Below are 17,295 nucleotides of genomic sequence, written 5' to 3' on the forward strand. Positions count from 1 at the left end.
CGCGCCCGCCAATAAGCTTGTTCAGGCCTGTTCGGCCGCCGCCATGTCTTCCAGCATTTTCCGGACGCGCGACGGACCCGCATCGATAGACAGCCATGTCTGCTGGCGTACGCCGGTTGCCGCCTGTTCGCGCTGCACGGCAGTGACAATGACATTGTCTTCGGCGAAGGTCTGGTTCAGGCCGGCAAACAACTCAGCCTGCACCTTGGCATCGCCCGCGCCAAAGTTGCGCACCTGCATCCAGAAGAAATGCGTCGTCGATTCCGTTTCGGGCGTGAGGAATTTATAGCTATACACGCGCAAACCTTTGTCCATGTTTTCCTCGGTGTGCTCTTGGCCCGCGTCCATCGTGACGACATCCACTCGTGAAACACAGGGCGCGAAATAGTTGTAATACTGACAACGGTCGACCAAGCCCTTGAAGTTGCCATTCTTCTTGTCGATGGGCGGCGGCGGGACGTTGTTTGACCAACGGTAGGCCACCACATAATCGTCGCCCTGCTCGACCTTGACCGGGACCTCGCTGGTAGCGGGATTGCCGATGGTGCGCACATGCACGTAAGTGGTATGTGCCGGGTCTTGCAAGTTTTCGGCGATATTCAGAAAGTCGCCGCCATGCAGTTGATAGCCGCCGTCGACCACCGACCATCCGGGCTCGCCAATTTTTCGTACCGTATGGATCTTTGAAGGATCGGCCATGGCGGGGTCGCCCATCCAGATCCAGATGGCGTTGTAGCGTTCCACCAGCGGAAAGCTGCGCACCTTGGCCGTTGCCGGAATGCGGTCTTGTCCCGGTACACGCACGCATGCACCGCTGCAGTCGTACTCCAGGCCATGGTAGCCGCACTGAAGGTTATCGCCCGCCAGATGCCCCATGGAAAGCGGCAACAGCTTGTGGGCGCAACGGTCGATCAGCGCCACGGGCGTGCCGTCGTTCTTGCGATACAGCACAATGGGTTCGCCCAGGATACGGCGCTTCAAAAGATCCCGATTGACCTCATTGGCCCAGGCTGCAACGTACCACGCATTCTTGATGTAAATCGACATTCCTCACCTTCCAGTACACATCACACTTCGTTGCTTGCGCTTTCATCGTTAAAAGCTCGCTGCGCCGCAGACTCCAAGACGCAGCGTCCGGCCGACCGCTATCTAAGCCTTGTCGGTAAAGGTCACCAGCCCCATACCGCTGGTCATCGGCGCATAATAGTTGCGATGAATCCGGGTAACTTCGGGCGACATGGCACCGCGCATGGTCAGCCACATGATCAGTTCCACGGCCTCGGCACCGGCTTGCTCCATGATGGTCGTATGGCTTAATTCCGCCAGTTGCGCCGGGTCGAACTCCAGCTTGTCCATGAAGTCGTTGTCCCATTTGGCATTCATGTGGCCCATGCGCTCGCCGTGCAGTTGGTGCGACATGCCGCCGGTTCCGATAACGACCACGCGCAAGTCCTCGGGGTAGGACTCTACGGCTTTGCGTAGCGCCTGGCCCAGCCGGAAGCAGCGCATGGCGCTGGGCAAAGGGTGTTGAATGACGTTGACGACCAGCGGCACGACCTTGATGTCCCATTCCTTTTCGTGCGACCACAGCAAAGGCAGCGGCACCAGCAAACCGTGGTCGACCTGCATTTCCTGGCAAACCGTCATGTCGAAGTCGCTTTTGATCAGGGACTCGGCCACATGCCATGAAAAATCGGCCTCGCCGGGTACCGCCGGCAGCGTGCGCGGGCCGAACCCTTCGTCGCCAATGCCGTATTCGTCGGCAACGCCAATTGCAAAAGTCGGATATTTGTCAAAGAAGAAGTCCGTGCCGTGATCGTTGTAGACCACGATGGCTACATCAGGCTTGACCTCTTCCTTGAGCCATTTCTTTACCGGCTTATAACCGTCGAACAAGGGCTTCCAGACAGCCTCTTCCTGGACTTTGTTGTCGTACGCGCGACCTATTGAGGGAACATGCGAACTTCCTATACCTGCAACAATCTTTGCCATCTCAGGTTGCCCCTTTTCCGCTGCGCGTCTGAAGAAATTGTTCCATGGTTTCGCCCCGCTGCTGGGCGCCCATGCCATATAGGCCCACGCCGAAGACTTCGGCTATCTTGATCAAGAGGTAAATGTTTGCGCCCAGCTTGATAAGGCGCAGCCAGTCGCGATCGCGCACGGCCTGGCGCTGTTCTTCGGGTACGGCATACTGCTGCATATAGCTTTCTGGGTCTGCCTTGAATGCCGCGCGGTTTTCGGGCTTGGTCAAGGACATGCACATCTTGTTCAGGCGGTACCCCAGTCTTGAACGCTTGGCGTCGAAAACGTAGGTTCCCGGTATGCCCCAGTCGGGAGGCGTCTTGGCATTCATTCGTGTCTCCAATGTACTTATGTTCTGTGGCAGTCCATGCTGGCTTTACGGTAGGCAGCCCACCCGAAAACCTTCTTGCCCCACAATCGACATGCGTGCGACTATGCGCTACTGTATCAATGAACAAATTATGTCTGTTCGCCGATATGTGTTCAAGACTATAAGCCCACTAACAGATATGTATAAATTGCAGAATGGCGTGCCAGCTATTTACCAGGCGGCACGTTAAAGGATGCTGGCATGGATTTAAAACAGCTCAAGTATTTTTCCCACGTGGCCGAGCTGGGCAGCTTTACCCGCGCCGCGGCGGTATTGCTGGTGGCCCAACCCACCCTCAGCCGCGAAGTACGGCAACTGGAGGTGGAACTGCGGCAAACCCTGCTGGTGCGCAACGGGCGCGGCGTTGCCGTAACCGACGCCGGCAAGCGGCTGCTGGCGCATAGCCTGGGCATACTTCAGCAGGTCGAACGCGCCAAGCAAGAACTGGCTGAAACCAAAGGCGAACCTGTCGGCAGTATTTCCGTAGGCATCCCGCCCAGTGTTGGACGCCTGCTTACCGTACCGCTGGTCACGCAGTTCCGCCAGCGCTTTCCCAAAGCCAGCTTGCGCATCATAGAAGGCATGTCCGCCCATATTGTGGAATGGCTCTCCACCGGCCGGCTGGACATGGGTCTTATCTACGACCCCATTCCCAATCCCGAAATCGATATGTCGTCTTTGGTGCAAGACCAGTTGTACTTGATCGGACCGCGGCCCCCGGGAGGGGATGCGAACGAAACGCATGCCGAAGTCTCGCTGGCCGAACTGCCTGACTACCCCTTGATAATACCCAGCCGCCCCCACGCCGTGCGCATGCATGTTGAAACCCAAATGGCCCACGCCGGCCTGAAAATGAACGTGGCATGGGAAGTCGACGGCATCCCGTCCATTCTGGATCTTGTGCAGCAACACTTCGGCTACGCCATACTGCCCCTTATGGCCATTCGCGGCCACGCTTCGACCGACAGCTTTTTCGCACGCCCCATCGGCACGCCCAAGCTGGCCAGCGTGCTGGCGCTGGCTACATCGTCGCGGCGTTTGCTGACACCCTTGTCGCATCAAATAGAAGACTTGCTGCGCGAGCTGGCGCAAACGCATTTGCAGCCCTTGCAGCCCGCGCACGTATAAAAAAAAGCGCAAACAATGGCATTGCCCTATGCCTTGCCCACAACGCCTGGCGGGTCTGCTGCCTGCCCTGCCGCGCTTCGGCCGGGCTAAGGCACATGACCGAAGGTCAGCCCTTGCCGCCGCCGGCGGCCAACTGACGAGACCCTGGCAAATGCCGGCGCCGAAACTCCAGCGGGGCTTCATTGGCATAATTGATAAAGAAGCGGGTGAAATACGAAGGGTCTTCAAAACCCAATATATAGCCGACCTCGGCGATCGACAGTTCGGTATACAGCAGGTTGCGCTTGGCCTCCAGCACCATGCGGCGGTTGATGATGCGCACGGGCGACTGCTCGGCAAAGCGCATGCTAAGCCGGCGCAGGCTGCGTTCCGTCATTGCCAGGGCATGCGCATAGGCCGAAACCGGCCAATGTTCCCGGAAGCGCTCTTCCACCAACTGGCGAAAGCGGCTGTATTGATCCGCCCCCTTCACATTGATAGCCAGCACGTTCTGCGAATGCACCCGCTTCAGCCTGGCAGCCTCGGCAAACACAATCAGCAAACACCCGGCGATCGTCGTGATGCGGCCAACCCGCTCGTACACAAACTCGTCGGCTATCGTTCTTAGCGCGGCGGCCAGCTTCATATCGTCGAACCGCTCTTCGTGCGTGTTGACAACAAACGGAGCCTGAAACGGCTCGGCAATGGCCGCATCGCCAACCAGCGTGGTCAGCTCCGACTTGAAGCTTTCGGCAACCGTCAAGACCAGCCCTTCCGAACCCGGCCGCCATTGAAATCCATGCACCACCGAAGGCGGAATGCTGATCAACACGGGCGCATCCAGATTCAGCAGGCTGTCGTCCAGCGTTACTTTGCCGCCCCCGCGCTCGACCCAGACGATTTGATGCAGGTCGTGATGCCGGTGCGGCCGAATGTCCCAGTTATTGAGCTTGTTTCTGGAAGAAAGCGTTTCGACATGCAGAAAACGCAATTCGGCCGCATGGTCTATTTGCCCATACAGCGAATAAGAGGGAATCAAAAGCTTGGCGGCCTTTTCAGGCTGGCGTGGCTGCGGCATGGCATACGGCGCGTAAAAAACCGACGGACCCGGTGTTTTGGCCGACGTGGCCGAAAACTGCCATTTATGGTCCCTTTTGTCCCTTCGCACCACCCTTCAATTGACAGATGATGAACATACCATAGATCTTGAAAAATCCAAGGAGACACCCAATGCAAACTCAAGTAGCCATCCTGGGGGCTGGCCCCGCCGGGCTATTTCTTTCCCATCTGCTGCACCTTCAGGGTATCGATTCGATCGTAATCGAATCCCGCAGCCGCGACTATGTCGAAGGCCGGCTTCGTGCCGGCGTACTCGAAAAAGGCACCGTCGACGCCTTGGTAGAAGCCGGTTTGGGCGAAAGCCTGCTGCGCGAAGGCCTGCGGCACAAGGAAATCAATTTCCGCTTTGGCGGCAGAAACCACACCCTGGACCTGGACGATTTATCGGGCGGCAGGTACGTAACCGTCTATGGCCAACAAAAGGTTGTCAAGGACATCATTGCCGCACGCATGGCGGCACAAGGAAAAATTCTTTTTGAGACCAAGGCCGAAGAAATCCTGGGTATCGAGACCACCAACCCAAGAGTCCGAATTGTCACAAAAAACGGCGAACAGCAGGAAATCAGTTGCGAGCTGGTCGCGGGCTGCGACGGATTCCATGGGATTTCGAGGGAAACCATTCCTTCCAGCATTTTAAAAACCTTCGAACGCGTCTATCCGTTCGCGTGGCTGGGAATACTGGCCGAAGCGCCGCCCATCTTCAACTGCGTTACCAACGTCTACCACGAAGAACGCGGGTTTGCGCTGCTAAGCATGCGCTCGCGCACCCTTAGCCGCCTATACATGCAGTGCGACCCGAACGAAAAACTGGAAGACTGGCCAGACGAACGCATTTGGGACGAACTGGAACGCCGTCTGGAGGGCACCGAAAAGTGCACGCTTGTGCGCGGACCCATACTTAACAAAGGCATCACCCCCATGCGCAGCTTCGTGGCCGAACCCATGAGCTACCGCCGCCTGTTCCTTGCCGGCGACTCGGCCCATATCGTTCCCCCCACTGGCGCCAAAGGCATGAACCTGGCCATGGCCGACATCCGTGTCCTGGCTCCGGCCATGATCGACTATTTCAAGACAGGCGCCACCCGGCTGCTTGACGCCTATTCCGACACCTGCCTGCGCCGGGTCTGGAAGGTAGAACGCTTTTCCTGGTCGGTTACGTCCATGACCCACAACTTTCCCGAAGAAAGCCGGTTCGACCGGCGCATGCGCAGCGCAACCCTGGACTACCTGACCAGCTCCAAGGCCAGCGGCACTACTTTCGCCGAAAACTTCGTCGGCCTGCCACTGGAAAACAGCGAAGTGCAGGACAGCGAGCGCGACCCGCGCACGGTAATGTTGTGAAGTAAAAGAAATCCCGGCCGCGCAGCATAGAAGAAGCCCACCTCGGTGGGCTTCTTGCTTGGCTTGCGGCCAAGGCTTAGTTCTTAATGCACATTGGCGAATTGGTCGAATTCCACGTTGTAAAGCTGGCCGCCAACCTTTTCCACGCGTCGAATATAAATGGTCTGAACAATGTCTCGCGTTTTGGGGTCGATAGTAACCAGCCCGCGCGGGCTGTCGATCTTCATGCCCCGGATCACACCCATGGCGCTCTCACCGTCCATCTTGCCGCCCAGCTTTTCAATAACCTGGTACATGGCCGCCATGCCGTCAAAACCGCCCAGAGCCAAATAGTCGGGACGGCCGCCTTCTGGGTTGACGTCGGCATAAGCCTTCAGGAACGCCGTGTTTTCGGGCGATTTATGCGCAATAGAGTAGTGAAACGCCGTAATCGCGTCCAAAGCCACATCGCCCATGGCCGGCAGCGTATGGTCGTCGGTCATATTGCCCACGCCTATCACCTTGATGCCCGCCTCTTCCAGCCCGCGCTCGCGATAAGCTTTCATCAAGGCTATGCCCTGTTCGCCGCCCGGCACAAAAACAAACATCGCGTCGGGCTTCAAGTCCTTGATACGCTGGATAAAAGGAGCAAAATCGGGGCTATTGACCGGCACATGAAGTGAATCAAGAATCTTGCCGCCGCCTGCGACAAACTCCTTCTTGAACGCCTTTTCAGAATCAATACCCGGCGAATAGTCCGAAATCAGCATCACAACATTCTTGATTTTGTTCTTTACCGCCCAAGTCGCCATCGGCGCCGCAATCTGCGGCAAAGACATGGAGACCCGCATCGCGTAGTCCGACTTCAGCGTAATGCCGCCGCCTGCCGCGTTCATGATGACCATCGGCACCTTGGCCTTGTCGGCGATGGGCGCCACCGCCCCCACTTCCGGCGTAAAGGCAAACCCCGCCAAGAAATCCACCTTATCGCGCACCACCAGCTCTTGCGCCAGCCGCTTGGACACGTCGGGCAAGGGCCCGGTGGTATCCCGCTTGATGATTTCAACCTTTTTGCCGGCAACCGTATCGCCATGCACCTTCATATAGGCCCTCATCCCGGCTTCCATCTGCTTGCCGTACAGCGCAAACGCTCCGGTAAACGGCGCAATCAGGCCGATCTTGACAGTTTCTTGCGCCTGCGCCTGCATGGAAAACCCTGCCAGCGCCACAGCCCCGAACACTGCCGTTGCGCGCAACGATCTCATGAGTCTCATCTTTGTCTCCGTTATGAATTTATAGACACTGCCCCGCTGCCGCCAGCGCATGCAAGTTTCAAGGTCGACAAAAGACAAATCGGCCGCGGCCAGCGCAGTGCTCGTGCTCTAAGTGCAACTGAAATTCATGCTAACAGTGAACATATAGACGAACAACGCATGGTTCGCACTATCAGCTATACCAAAATGGCGGGTGCTGTGGCGGGGAGGCGGTCCTTACGTATATCTCCCCACTGCCATTTCCGTTCACGACGACATCACATACCGGTTCTACTGAACTATCGTAAGCCGTCTTCCTCAATGGATCCGCCCATGATTAGCTTACCTTGCCACAAAGTAACGTTTAAGTTACCATAAGCCATGATCATTACAATCGTAGAGTATCTCTACGACGACGGATCTAGCCCGTATAAGACTTGGTTTGATACGCTTGATGCCCATACGGCCGCCAAAATAACTACGGCAAAGCTAAGAGGTAAACCATGCCCCTTACCCGGCATTTCAAACACACTGTCGTCGAACGCGTCGAACGCGACCCGGCCTTTGCCAAAGCGCTTCTGGACGAAGCAGCTACACTTTTTCTGAACGGCGAAACAGAGACTGCACGGGTCATTCTGCGAGATTTGGTCAACGCAACGCTAGGTTTCGAACAACTCGCTGCCGTCACTGCCAAGCCCAGCAAAAGCCTGCACCGCATGCTTTCCCCAAAAGGCAACCCGAATATGGACAACTTGGCTGCGATTTTCTGCGCCATCCGCCAACAGCTGGGAGTCGGCCTGGAAGTGCACGCTACAGAAATCCAGGCCGTTTAACAAAACTCAATCAGCTTGTGGCGATGCGGACCGCCAGCCCCGGCTAGTTCAAAAAAACATCCTTACGCGATGGAGGCTGAGGTTTTCTAACGGTGTCCGCTTTTGCCGCCCTGGCCTTCTTTTGGGTTGACTGGGTCGAAGTCGGCGAGTGCCTACTAAGATTTTGCTTTGCCGTTTGCCCAATAATCTCGGGGCCTATTCCACAAGGTCCATATTCGCTTCCGCCGCAAGCATTCCGACATGTGCGAGAGCACGGCCACCTCCAAATAAGAGTGCAGATAAACACCGGCGCCGCGTGCACAGCGGCAAGCTGACACAAATTGTTGGCTAAAGCACTCCCCTCTTCCCCTAAAGTAATTTTCCCCTAGGCCGTTAATGCCAGTGAACAGGAAGAATAAAAGTTTGATTTCAGCTTAATACCGCAGTAGGCGGGGGATGCAGTATCAAGCTCTAATCTTCTTGGCAACCAGAGGCGAAGCAGTGTTTCGCCGTATTCATTCCCTAGGAGTTATCCATGGCTGTTATTAACACCAACTCGCTTTCCCTGATTGCTCAAGGCAACTTGAACAAATCCCAATCGGCTCTGGGCACCGCCATCGAGCGCCTGTCGTCCGGCATGCGCATCAACAGCGCTAAAGACGACGCCGCAGGACAGGCCATCGCTAACCGTTTTACGGCCAACATCAAAGGCTTAACACAAGCCACTCGTAACGCCAACGACGGTATCTCGATCGCACAAACGACCGAAGGCTCGTTAAACGAAATCAATAATAACTTACAACGCATTCGCGAACTGTCGGTACAAGCCGCTACCGGCTCGAACTCGGATACCGATCTAGATTCAATTCAAGCCGAAATCAATCAGCGACTTGACGAAATTAATCGGGTGTCGGACCAAACCCAATTCAACGGAGTACAGGTTCTTGGCGCAACGGCAAACACATTAAAGGTGCAAGTTGGTGCGAAGGACGGCCAAACAATTGAAATTAATTTGCGTGAAATCAGCTCCAGCACACTGAAATTGAATGGTTTTAATGTTAATGGCACAGGCACAGCAAATACTGCTGCAACGGCTAAAGACATCAAAGCTGCCGGCTTTATTGAAAGCACCACGACCGCGGGTCAATTCACTGCAACTAATTTCAACAGAGACTCTACTGTTGCCGACGTCTTTTCAAATGTCACCAAAAGCGGTGCAACCGTAAGCGACGGCACAACCACCTATACGTTTGATGCAGACACCGCATCCTTCACCTTCGATGAAACGGGCCGGACATATGCTGGCGGTACAGGTCTAGCAACAGCACTTACCCCAGCTGCGGGCGAGACAAAAACCGCCACGATTACCTTGGGTGGTGAAAAACAAGAAGTCAAGATCGGTAGCGACGGTAAACTGACCGACGCAACTTCTGGCGCCGCCCTGTATCTCAATGGCAGCGACCTTAGCGAAACCAACGGCGGCGGCGCTCTTGCCCAGGCCACAATAACTGAAGTCGCCACTTTCATAGCTGATGACACCGCCAATGGCTCTGTGGCTTTGGGAGCTTCGATCAAGTCCGGTGGCACAACTTACACTGTTACCGCCGATGACACGTTTACGGTGACTGGCGACACCATCACCAAAGCTGCGCTAGCAAAGACCGTTAGCGATACCAAAGCAGCAGCAGCAGCAACCACTACGTTCACCGTGGATCTGGATGGCGACACTGGCACAACAAATGACAAGTTCGTCATCGCTGACACCACAGCAACAACCAAAATCACTAAAGATAGCGCTGACGCGTTCGTATCTGGTTTTGACAACAAAACGTTCACAGCAAGTGCAGACACCACTGTTTATGCCAATTCAAACGGCAAAATCACCGACGGCGCTGCCAATGAAGTTTTCGTCACAAGCGGCGGAACACTGACTTTCGACTCAGTTAGCAATGCCACTAAGAGCGACAATCCATTGGCAAAGATCGATGCCGCCATTGCAAAGGTCGACGAGCTCCGCGGAGAACTTGGTGCAGTACAAAACCGTTTCGAATCCACCATCGCCAACCTGAATAACACCGTAACCAACCTGTCCTCCGCACGTTCGCGCATCGAAGACGCTGACTACGCAGTTGAAGTGTCGAACATGACTCGTGCTCAGATTCTGCAGCAAGCTGGTACGTCGGTCTTGGCTCAAGCCAACCAAGTTCCACAAACTGTATTGTCGCTGTTGCGTTAATACGGGCTTGCTTAACTAGCCGAGGTGGGCAACCGCTTCGGTAAAAGCATACGAGCCGCCAGCCTTTTTAGGGTGGCGGCTTTTTTTAGCTAAGACGATAATTTTGGGGTTAAAAACCAATGAACTTCAGCACAGCCATCTCAACTTGTTTATCAAAATACGCCACATTCAAAGGCCGAGCAACGCGAAGCGAATTTTGGTGGTTCTACTTATTCACAGTCTTGCTCAGTTGGGGTCTAAGCGTCGTGGGCGTCATCGTTCTTGGTGAAGACGGAAGCCTTTTAAGCAGCCTTGTTACATTGGCTTTTCTTATTCCAATAGTAGCGGCAGGCAGCCGCCGTTTGCATGATATCGGTCGAAGTGGCTGGTGGCAGTTGCTTATGCTTACCGGCATTGGCTGCATCTTGCTTATTATTTGGTGGGCCTCCGACTCGAAGAGCGAGGTCAATGAATATGGCGTCTGTGCTCCATCAACCGCCGCATAAGCCTCTCACCGAGCTTACGTTGGCTGTGTCATGGCTTGACAGAGTCAGCGCTCGAGCATCTAATTGCGAGTATCTGCGTTCACCAGAGCCATCAAGCTCGCGACGAGCTTGATGGCTTTATGGCCTAATCAAGCTAGCAACAATCCTTTAGCCTTTAACAAGGCCATCAGCTTATCCAGCATTTCCTGCACTTTGGCGTCAAGATTACGCTGGCCAGTCAGCATGTTTCCGTCGGTGCCCGCCACCTTGCCTTGCCGCAAGGCATCGCACAGACGGGTTCTGAGCTGCGCAGCGCTATTAGTGCCATTCATATACGGCAGGATAAAAGCTTCCGCATCCTTCAATTGCACATTCACAACGTCGTGCCAAAAACTGAAACACCCCACGCCGAAAGCAGCATCTTTACTGGCCACTTGCATGTAAGCAAAGCCGGGAATAAGCGTGGGGATATCATGACGTTTGTCATCGTACGGCCCAGCCTCCAGGCTGAAACGCAACTGGTTCAATTTGAACAGGATTTCCAGCGCCTCTTGTACTGACTGTTCCGCTGTGCCGGAGTTGCCCTCGACAAGAGTCGATGCTTGCACTTGCAACACTAAGTCGCTAAAGGAAATAGTAGCCGGCCAGGCATCGGACAAAACCTTGATGACGGCCAGTACTTTGGCTTCCGATGTATGCAGCGGCCCGCCTTTATGGTTGGTAAAAGCCTGGCTGCCGACCGGCGCATTCGCCGGCGTGTCGGCCTTGGTAAAGTGCCCCGCCCAACGCAAATCTCGCAACAAATCGAGATTGGGACTGACAGCAACGTCAGCTTCACGCTCTTGATGCACCAGCATGCTCTTGCGGAAATTACGGCCAACAGCAAGGTCCAGATACTGCTGGCGCAGCACCTTGGGTTGCCCCAAGGCAATCAAACTGTGATTGAGCTGCACGTTTTGACCGTAAGTAGCAGAAAGCTCGCAATGCGCTTCTGCATCGCCCAAATAAGCCAACCCCGCCTGCTGCGCCGCGTCGGCGAACTCCAGGAAGTAGCACGGAGCGTTGAAGGTCTCCAGATATTCGTGCGCCACGTAATAGTCGGACTGCTTTTGCAACTGCGCCACCGCAGCGCGCAACGATGGCGCGAGAGGATTGCTGGCGGCCAAGCCGTCGGACAGCAGAGTCAGCATGGCTTTGGCACTGGACAATTTTTCTTCATCCGAAGTGGCGGAATGGCTGTGCAATAACATCGCATCGCGTACAATATCGCCGGCCTTCCAGCCGGGGTAAGTGTTGTAGCTGACATAAGCAATGCCCTGCGGCGACAGGTTCTCGCGACAAATACGCAAGATGGCCTGGCGCACCTCGGGCGGCACCCAACTGAATACGCCGTGCACGATGATGTAGTCGAATTCACCGAAATCGTTATCTATATCTGTCAGGCTCATTGCCCGCAGGTCCAGGTTCTTTATACCTAAATCCTGCACGACTTTCTGGCCCTGCTGAATTTGCAGCGGCGACAAATCCACCCCTACAGCATGAGCGTCTGGGTAAGCCAGCGCAAACGGCAGCAAATTGCCCCCTGCCGCGCAGCCCAGCTCCAATACCCGCGCTTTCTCTATCGGGACAGTTTCCACCCCATACAAATGCGCGGTTGCGCGCAAATGGCCGGGCGAGGAATAAAAGAAAGCATTAGATGTGTATTGAGTGCGGTCGTAATGCTCGGCAATCAACTGATTGGCGGTGTCGGGGGAGTTCAAGCCGGGCTCCTGAGAGGGCAAATAGAATGAACCCCAGCGTAACAGCAGACTATCGCGGTTAATTGAAAGAATAAGCCAAGATTTTGGTATGAGAAGAAGGGTTCGCAGCGATGGGTTAACCAGTCTGACATTGCTCGTAGCCGAGTACTTCTCACTATGTCGATTTCGTTCACTATTGGCAGATACGTCTACTGCTCCTGACAAACTAAGGCCAGCGCCACCCAAATCCCGATATACGACCGCCAACTTCGCATAGAGCGGGCATCGTCAATGGTGTGTATAATACACATGAAAAGCAAAGACGTCATTAGACAACTGGAACAAAATGGCTGGGTGCTTCGCAACGTGAAGGGCTCGCACCATGTTTACACCCACCGCATATTGCCGGGCCACATCAGCGTGCCCCATCCCAAGAAGGACCTTGGTGCCGGGCTAGTCGCTAAATTGCTTAGGCAGGCTGGACTGAAATAAGGAACCGAACACAATGAAGTATCCTATCGCGATTGAGCCAGGCAGCGATACGCAAGCATGGGGCGTTGTCGTGCCTGATCTGCCCGGGTGTTTTTCGGCCGCAGACGAAGGGATTGACGCGGCCATCGACAATGCCAAAGAAGCCATCACGCTGTGGATCGAGACTGCCATTGACGAAGGCCAAACCATTCCAGGCCCCAGCAGCATTACCGTCTTGCAAAGCGATCCGACGTACAAGGGCTGGATATGGGCCATTGTCGAAGTGGATCCGGCCTTGATCGACGACACCATTGAACGAATCAACATTACGCTGCCGCGCCGCATTCTGGCCCGCATTGATGCCCGGGCCCGCCAGGCGGGCGAAAGCCGTTCGGGGTATATCGCACATATGGCGTTAATGCAGTAGGCCTTCTGAGGCTCCATCTGTTCATTCGCAACCGGCGAATAAGCTGTGCACGTATTTTCCCGCCATGACAAAGACGGTCATTGCCTCTTCAGCAGTCTGTAGCTGCCGCCTATAGTATCCAGAAGGTCCTCCTCCTTCAGTTCGACCAGATAGTTTCGTCCTGCTATTGCCGCGTCCATTTATTGCAGCTACAATAAATATGAAAATTTGTTATGAATGGGATGAATTAAAGCGTCAATCCAACATAGCCAAACACGGAGTAGATTTTTCTGATGCTCCAGCGTTTGTGTGGGCAATGGCGTTGATCGAAGTCGATTTTCGGCAAGACTATGGCGAAACGCGCTGGATAGCCTTCGGGCCCATTGGTCAACGGCTGCATGTCATGGTGTATAGCAAACGCGCAGAAACCATACGCCTGATTAGCCTGCGCAAAGCCAATCAGCGGGAGTTTGACTACTATGCTTCGCAAACTGATACGCCCAAGTAATACCGAAGATGCGGCAATCACGGCCGCCGCCCTCAAGGACCCTGATAACCCTCCTTTTAGCGATGCCGAGCTGGCCTCCTTACGGCCGCGTCGCGGGCGCCCGCCCATAGCACGTCCAAAAACTCAAGTCTCTATACGCTACTCCGCCGACGTTATCGAGTTTTTTAAAGCCGGCGGCGAAGGATGGCAAGCGCGCATGGATGACGTGCTTAGCCAGTACGTTCATACACAAAAACGAAGCCGTTAAAAGGCTACGAAAGCATGTGAAATTCCCAATGGATAAATGCATGCTTTAACGTAGCCAAAAATGAAGCGGACACTATACATTTGCCTCTTCACTTGAGCCAAATACGTGGCTCATGACACGATAGTCCTTCAACGGCTAGCGATGAAAGCGGCATTACTCCATGGCAGCCGTGCGGCTTTTAGACGTTGCTGGACTGCGTCGGGTCGGGGACCGAACTTACGGGTATGTTGGCGCTGCAGCAGATTCAGAAACTCTTGATGCAACGCAAGCCATCCAGTAACCATTTATCTAAAATGGTCTTTCTGCGGCCAACTTGCCCATACTGTAGTATTTGAAGGGCTTGCTGCCTGCAAAGGGTGTGAAATAGCGCTTGTTGGCTTGCGGCTAGTTTGCTCACTCTCAGTTCCGCTTCATTCAGCAACCAGTACAGGTGTCGATACCATGCAGTCCAGCCCCGCAGAAAAGAACAACACGCACAATAAAGGCCCGGGCACTGCCGACCTGTTTGAAGTTTCTCCTACCTCGATGTGGCTGGAAGACTACAGTGGCTTGCGCGAACTGTTCAACGAATGGCGTGCTGCGGGGGTTACTGATTTGCGCAGCCATTTGCTGGCCGACCTTAGCCGCATCGGCCAATGCTCTGCCAATATCAAGGTTGTGCGGGTAAACCAGCGTGCATTGGATATGTATGCGGCAAGCTCTTTTGAAGACCTGACAAGCAAGCTGGACAAAGTGTTCCGCGACGACATGTATGAAGCCCACGTCACTGAAATGGTGCAGCTTTGGGAAGGCAGGAACGCCTTCGAAAGCACCAGCGTCAACTATGCCCTGAATGGGCGGCGTATCGACATTTTGCTGAAGGGCGTGGTCCTGCCAGGCCATGAGCAGGACTGGAAACGGGTACTGGTCGTCATGGACGATATTACCGAACTGGAAGATGCGCGCCGGCGCCTGCAAATCAGCAGGGAGTATGCCGCGGGCCTGTTCCAGTACGCGCCGGTGTCGCTGTGGGTGGAAGACTTCAGCGCCATCAAGGATTTGCTGGACGAATTGCGGCTGCAGGGCATCACCGACTTTCGGACGTTTACCGATGTCCATCCGGAATTTGTCGAGCGCTGCATGTCGGAGATCCGGGTGCTTGATGTCAACGAGTACACGCTGGCCATGTTCAAGGCCTCAAGTCAGGCCGACCTGCTATCCCGCCTGCCCGAGGTCTTTCGCGAGGAGATGCGGCCGTACTTTCGCGAGCAGCTTATCGATTTATGGGAAGGACGCCTGCTGCAGCACCGGGAGGTGCTGAACTATGCGCTGGACGGAAGTGTCGTCAATATCCATCTGCAATTCTCGGTGTTTTCTGGACACGAAGAAAAATGGGACCTGGTGTTGTTGGCGCTTACCGATATTACGGCGCGCAAGAAGGCCGAGGCGTACCTGGAATACCTGGGCAAGCACGACGTACTGACCAAGCTGAAGAATCGTTCGTTCTATGTCGATGAGCTCAATCGCCTGGAGCGCAAGAATGTGCGGCCTGTTTCGGTCGTTATTATCGACCTGAACCACCTTAAGGAAACCAACGACAGCCTTGGGCACGCCATAGGCGACGGGCTGCTGCAGCGCACGGGCGAGATCCTGACGCAGGCCGTCGACAAGCCATTCCAGCCGGCACGCATAGGCGGCGATGAGTTCGCTATTTTGCTGCCGGGCGTGGACGCCGATGGTTGCGAGGCCTTGATCAACAGCATTCACGAGCTGATCGAACTGAACAACCAATTCTACAACGGCCCCCCGCTTAACCTGTCGATAGGCTGGGCTACGTGCACCACACCGGGCAAGCTGGACGATGCCTTGCGCACGGCGGACTTGAACATGTACCAGAATAAACGGCAGTACTACGAAAACGCCAAGAGCAACCGCCGCAACAACAAAGACGGTTAATTAATGTGCAGGCTTGGCAATAATCAACCCTGCACCGCCGCGCGCGGCGCGCGCTGCACCGCTACACCGAAGATCAGCAGCCCGCCAAGGGCCAGGGCCATGCCGACCCAGCCAGTGGAAGTCCAGCCGTAGCCGCCGGCGATAGCGATACCGCCCAGCCAGGCACCCAGGGCATTGGCCATGTTGAAGGCGGAATGATTCAACGACGCCGCCAGGGTCTGCGCATGCGGCGCCACATCCATCAGGCGAATTTGCAGCGGCACTCCAATGGAAACGCCGGTGCCGATCAAAAATACGCTGATCAAGGCGGTAACTGGATTGCCCGCGGCAAACGGGAACAAGGCCAGCATCAGCATGTTCCAGAACAGCAATATGCCTATGGAGCGCATCAGGTTTCTATCGGCCAGCCAACCGCCGGCGATATTGCCGACTACCATGCCCGCCCCCAGAAAGGACAAGGCAAAAGGAATCCAGGCCGCCGAGACGCCCGACACTTCTATCAAGGTTGGCGCAATATAGCTGACCACGCTGAACAGACCGCCAAAGCCGATGGCGCCTATGCCCAGGGTCAGCCAAACCTGTTCCAGCTTCAAGGCGCCCAACTCGCGCATGGGGCTGTTAAGCCTCGAGGCCGGAACGTGCGGCAAGGTAAAGCGCAGCAAGGCCATCGTCAGCAAGCCGATCAGGCCCACGAAGACAAAGGCCATGCGCCAGCTGGACACTTGCCCCAGCCAAGTCGCCACAGGATTGCCTATCAATACCGCCACGGTCAGCCCCAGCATCACACGGCCAACTGCTTGGCCGCGGCGAGCAGGCTCGACCATGGAGGCGGCCACCAGCGCCGCCACCCCAAAATAGGCGCCATGCGGCAGGCCGCTTAAAAAGCGGAACAGCATGACCGAACCGTAGGATGGCGCCAGCGCACTGGCGAAGTTTCCAGCCGCAAAAGCGGCCATCAGCAAGATAAGCAGCAGGCGGCGCGGCAATTGCGCCGCAAGCACCGCGATCAAGGGCGCGCCAAGCACCACGCCAAGCGCGTAAGCGCTGATCAAATGGCCTACCTGCGGCGCGCTTAAAGTCAGATCATTGCCAATGTCGGGCAACAACCCCATGATGGCGAATTCGCCGGTACCGATACCGAAGCCGCCCACGGCCAGGGTAATCTGGGCGGCCAGGCGCCGGCGCGCGGAAAGCGACAAGTAGGAGTTTGCAGCGGTAGTCATTAATCCTGGATACTCTTGATGGCAAGCCCAAAAGTATACGCTGGATACGACTGCACCCTGTCC

The 17,295-nt window shown here is 55.5% G+C and carries 17 protein-coding genes; 10 read left to right on the forward strand and 7 right to left on the reverse strand.

Going from position 1 to position 17,295, the window contains the following annotated elements:
• Window positions 1-21: 21 nt before the first annotated feature.
• The 3 genes from DFR37_RS08455 to DFR37_RS08465 all read right to left on the reverse strand — a co-directional run bounded on the left by DFR37_RS08455 (window position 22) and on the right by DFR37_RS08465 (window position 2,353).
• Window positions 22-1,047, reverse strand: a complete 1,026-nt coding sequence (locus DFR37_RS08455; protein WP_113932776.1) for an aromatic ring-hydroxylating dioxygenase subunit alpha — start codon at window positions 1,045-1,047, stop codon at window positions 22-24.
• Window positions 1,048-1,149: 102 nt separating this feature from the next.
• Window positions 1,150-1,992 (reverse strand): class III extradiol dioxygenase family protein, encoded by an 843-nt coding sequence (locus DFR37_RS08460; RefSeq protein WP_113932777.1) that lies wholly within the window; start codon window positions 1,990-1,992, stop codon window positions 1,150-1,152.
• A 1-nt stretch (window position 1,993) separates the two neighbouring features.
• Window positions 1,994-2,353, reverse strand: a complete 360-nt coding sequence (locus DFR37_RS08465) for a protocatechuate 3,4-dioxygenase (protein WP_113932778.1) — start codon at window positions 2,351-2,353, stop codon at window positions 1,994-1,996.
• A gap of 240 nt (window positions 2,354-2,593) precedes the next feature.
• Here DFR37_RS08465 and DFR37_RS08470 point away from each other — a divergent pair, with 240 nt between their 5' ends.
• The gene (locus DFR37_RS08470; RefSeq protein WP_113932779.1) at window positions 2,594-3,520 is read left to right on the forward strand and encodes a LysR substrate-binding domain-containing protein; all 927 of its coding nucleotides are present in this window, start codon (window positions 2,594-2,596) and stop codon (window positions 3,518-3,520) included.
• Window positions 3,521-3,626: 106 nt separating this feature from the next.
• On the opposite strand, the gene DFR37_RS08475 is transcribed toward DFR37_RS08470, so the two are convergent.
• On the reverse strand, window positions 3,627-4,577 hold the full coding sequence (locus DFR37_RS08475) for a helix-turn-helix domain-containing protein (protein WP_147251596.1): 951 nt from the start codon (window positions 4,575-4,577) through the stop codon (window positions 3,627-3,629).
• Window positions 4,578-4,729: 152 nt separating this feature from the next.
• Here DFR37_RS08475 and DFR37_RS08480 point away from each other — a divergent pair, with 152 nt between their 5' ends.
• Window positions 4,730-5,959, forward strand: a complete 1,230-nt coding sequence (locus tag DFR37_RS08480; protein WP_113932781.1) for a 4-hydroxybenzoate 3-monooxygenase — start codon at window positions 4,730-4,732, stop codon at window positions 5,957-5,959.
• A gap of 83 nt (window positions 5,960-6,042) precedes the next feature.
• Here DFR37_RS08480 and DFR37_RS08485 read toward each other — a convergent pair whose 3' ends face one another.
• A complete protein-coding gene (locus DFR37_RS08485; RefSeq protein ID WP_379881366.1) occupies window positions 6,043-7,212 on the reverse strand; it encodes an ABC transporter substrate-binding protein in 1,170 nt (389 codons plus the stop codon).
• Window positions 7,213-7,694: 482 nt separating this feature from the next.
• On the opposite strand from DFR37_RS08485, the gene DFR37_RS08490 reads away from it, so the two are divergent.
• The 3 genes from DFR37_RS08490 (at window position 7,695) to DFR37_RS08500 (ending at window position 10,724) form a co-directional block, all read left to right on the forward strand.
• On the forward strand, window positions 7,695-8,024 hold the full coding sequence (locus tag DFR37_RS08490; RefSeq protein WP_113932783.1) for a helix-turn-helix domain-containing transcriptional regulator: 330 nt from the start codon (window positions 7,695-7,697) through the stop codon (window positions 8,022-8,024).
• 514 nt (window positions 8,025-8,538) lie between these two features.
• Complete coding sequence (locus DFR37_RS08495; protein ID WP_113932784.1) at window positions 8,539-10,239, forward strand: flagellin N-terminal helical domain-containing protein; 1,701 nt, start codon at window positions 8,539-8,541, stop codon at window positions 10,237-10,239.
• A 119-nt stretch (window positions 10,240-10,358) separates the two neighbouring features.
• Window positions 10,359-10,724, forward strand: coding sequence for a DUF805 domain-containing protein (locus DFR37_RS08500; RefSeq protein ID WP_113932785.1), 366 nt, complete (start codon window positions 10,359-10,361; stop codon window positions 10,722-10,724).
• A gap of 128 nt (window positions 10,725-10,852) precedes the next feature.
• Here DFR37_RS08500 and DFR37_RS08505 read toward each other — a convergent pair whose 3' ends face one another.
• Window positions 10,853-12,688 carry a class I SAM-dependent methyltransferase gene (locus tag DFR37_RS08505; protein WP_170139865.1) on the reverse strand — a complete coding sequence of 612 codons (1,836 nt, stop codon included), beginning with the start codon at window positions 12,686-12,688 and terminating at the stop codon, window positions 10,853-10,855.
• 63 nt (window positions 12,689-12,751) lie between these two features.
• Between DFR37_RS08505 and DFR37_RS08510 the strand changes: the two genes are divergently transcribed.
• The 5 genes from DFR37_RS08510 to DFR37_RS08530 all read left to right on the forward strand — a co-directional run bounded on the left by DFR37_RS08510 (window position 12,752) and on the right by DFR37_RS08530 (window position 16,009).
• Window positions 12,752-12,934 carry a type II toxin-antitoxin system HicA family toxin gene (locus DFR37_RS08510; RefSeq protein WP_113932787.1) on the forward strand — a complete coding sequence of 61 codons (183 nt, stop codon included), beginning with the start codon at window positions 12,752-12,754 and terminating at the stop codon, window positions 12,932-12,934.
• 13 nt (window positions 12,935-12,947) lie between these two features.
• Window positions 12,948-13,340 (forward strand): type II toxin-antitoxin system HicB family antitoxin, encoded by a 393-nt coding sequence (locus DFR37_RS08515; protein ID WP_113932788.1) that lies wholly within the window; start codon window positions 12,948-12,950, stop codon window positions 13,338-13,340.
• Between the two features lie 199 nt (window positions 13,341-13,539).
• Window positions 13,540-13,827 (forward strand): BrnT family toxin, encoded by a 288-nt coding sequence (locus DFR37_RS08520; protein WP_211317228.1) that lies wholly within the window; start codon window positions 13,540-13,542, stop codon window positions 13,825-13,827.
• Window positions 13,799-14,074, forward strand: coding sequence for a BrnA antitoxin family protein (locus DFR37_RS08525; RefSeq protein ID WP_113932789.1), 276 nt, complete (start codon window positions 13,799-13,801; stop codon window positions 14,072-14,074). The genes DFR37_RS08520 and DFR37_RS08525 overlap by 29 nt, the downstream gene beginning before the upstream one ends.
• 441 nt (window positions 14,075-14,515) lie before the next feature.
• Complete coding sequence (locus DFR37_RS08530; protein ID WP_113932790.1) at window positions 14,516-16,009, forward strand: sensor domain-containing diguanylate cyclase; 1,494 nt, start codon at window positions 14,516-14,518, stop codon at window positions 16,007-16,009.
• Between the two features lie 23 nt (window positions 16,010-16,032).
• On the opposite strand, the gene DFR37_RS08535 is transcribed toward DFR37_RS08530, so the two are convergent.
• Complete coding sequence (locus DFR37_RS08535) at window positions 16,033-17,232, reverse strand: MFS transporter (protein ID WP_113932791.1); 1,200 nt, start codon at window positions 17,230-17,232, stop codon at window positions 16,033-16,035.
• Window positions 17,233-17,295: the final 63 nt, after the last annotated feature.

The sequence above is a fragment of the Eoetvoesiella caeni genome, from assembly GCF_003315175.1.
Lineage (GTDB): Bacteria > Pseudomonadota > Gammaproteobacteria > Burkholderiales > Burkholderiaceae_B > Eoetvoesia > Eoetvoesia caeni.

Excerpts from the sequence above, each read along its gene's own strand:
- DFR37_RS08455 (WP_113932776.1), bottom strand. The coding sequence starts at position 1,047 with ATGTCGATTTACATCAAGAATGCGTGGTACGTTGCAGCCTGGGCCAAT.
- DFR37_RS08460 (WP_113932777.1), bottom strand. The coding sequence starts at position 1,992 with ATGGCAAAGATTGTTGCAGGTATAGGAAGTTCGCATGTTCCCTCAATA.
- DFR37_RS08465 (WP_113932778.1), bottom strand. The coding sequence starts at position 2,353 with ATGAATGCCAAGACGCCTCCCGACTGGGGCATACCGGGAACCTACGTT.
- DFR37_RS08470 (WP_113932779.1), top strand. The coding sequence starts at position 2,594 with ATGGATTTAAAACAGCTCAAGTATTTTTCCCACGTGGCCGAGCTGGGC.
- DFR37_RS08475 (WP_147251596.1), bottom strand. The coding sequence starts at position 4,577 with ATGCCGCAGCCACGCCAGCCTGAAAAGGCCGCCAAGCTTTTGATTCCC.
- DFR37_RS08480 (WP_113932781.1), top strand. The coding sequence starts at position 4,730 with ATGCAAACTCAAGTAGCCATCCTGGGGGCTGGCCCCGCCGGGCTATTT.
- DFR37_RS08485 (WP_379881366.1), bottom strand. The coding sequence starts at position 7,212 with ATGAGACTCATGAGATCGTTGCGCGCAACGGCAGTGTTCGGGGCTGTG.
- DFR37_RS08490 (WP_113932783.1), top strand. The coding sequence starts at position 7,695 with ATGCCCCTTACCCGGCATTTCAAACACACTGTCGTCGAACGCGTCGAA.
- DFR37_RS08495 (WP_113932784.1), top strand. The coding sequence starts at position 8,539 with ATGGCTGTTATTAACACCAACTCGCTTTCCCTGATTGCTCAAGGCAAC.
- DFR37_RS08500 (WP_113932785.1), top strand. The coding sequence starts at position 10,359 with ATGAACTTCAGCACAGCCATCTCAACTTGTTTATCAAAATACGCCACA.
- DFR37_RS08510 (WP_113932787.1), top strand. The coding sequence starts at position 12,752 with ATGAAAAGCAAAGACGTCATTAGACAACTGGAACAAAATGGCTGGGTG.
- DFR37_RS08515 (WP_113932788.1), top strand. The coding sequence starts at position 12,948 with ATGAAGTATCCTATCGCGATTGAGCCAGGCAGCGATACGCAAGCATGG.
- DFR37_RS08520 (WP_211317228.1), top strand. The coding sequence starts at position 13,540 with ATGAAAATTTGTTATGAATGGGATGAATTAAAGCGTCAATCCAACATA.
- DFR37_RS08525 (WP_113932789.1), top strand. The coding sequence starts at position 13,799 with ATGCTTCGCAAACTGATACGCCCAAGTAATACCGAAGATGCGGCAATC.
- DFR37_RS08530 (WP_113932790.1), top strand. The coding sequence starts at position 14,516 with ATGCAGTCCAGCCCCGCAGAAAAGAACAACACGCACAATAAAGGCCCG.
- DFR37_RS08535 (WP_113932791.1), bottom strand. The coding sequence starts at position 17,232 with ATGACTACCGCTGCAAACTCCTACTTGTCGCTTTCCGCGCGCCGGCGC.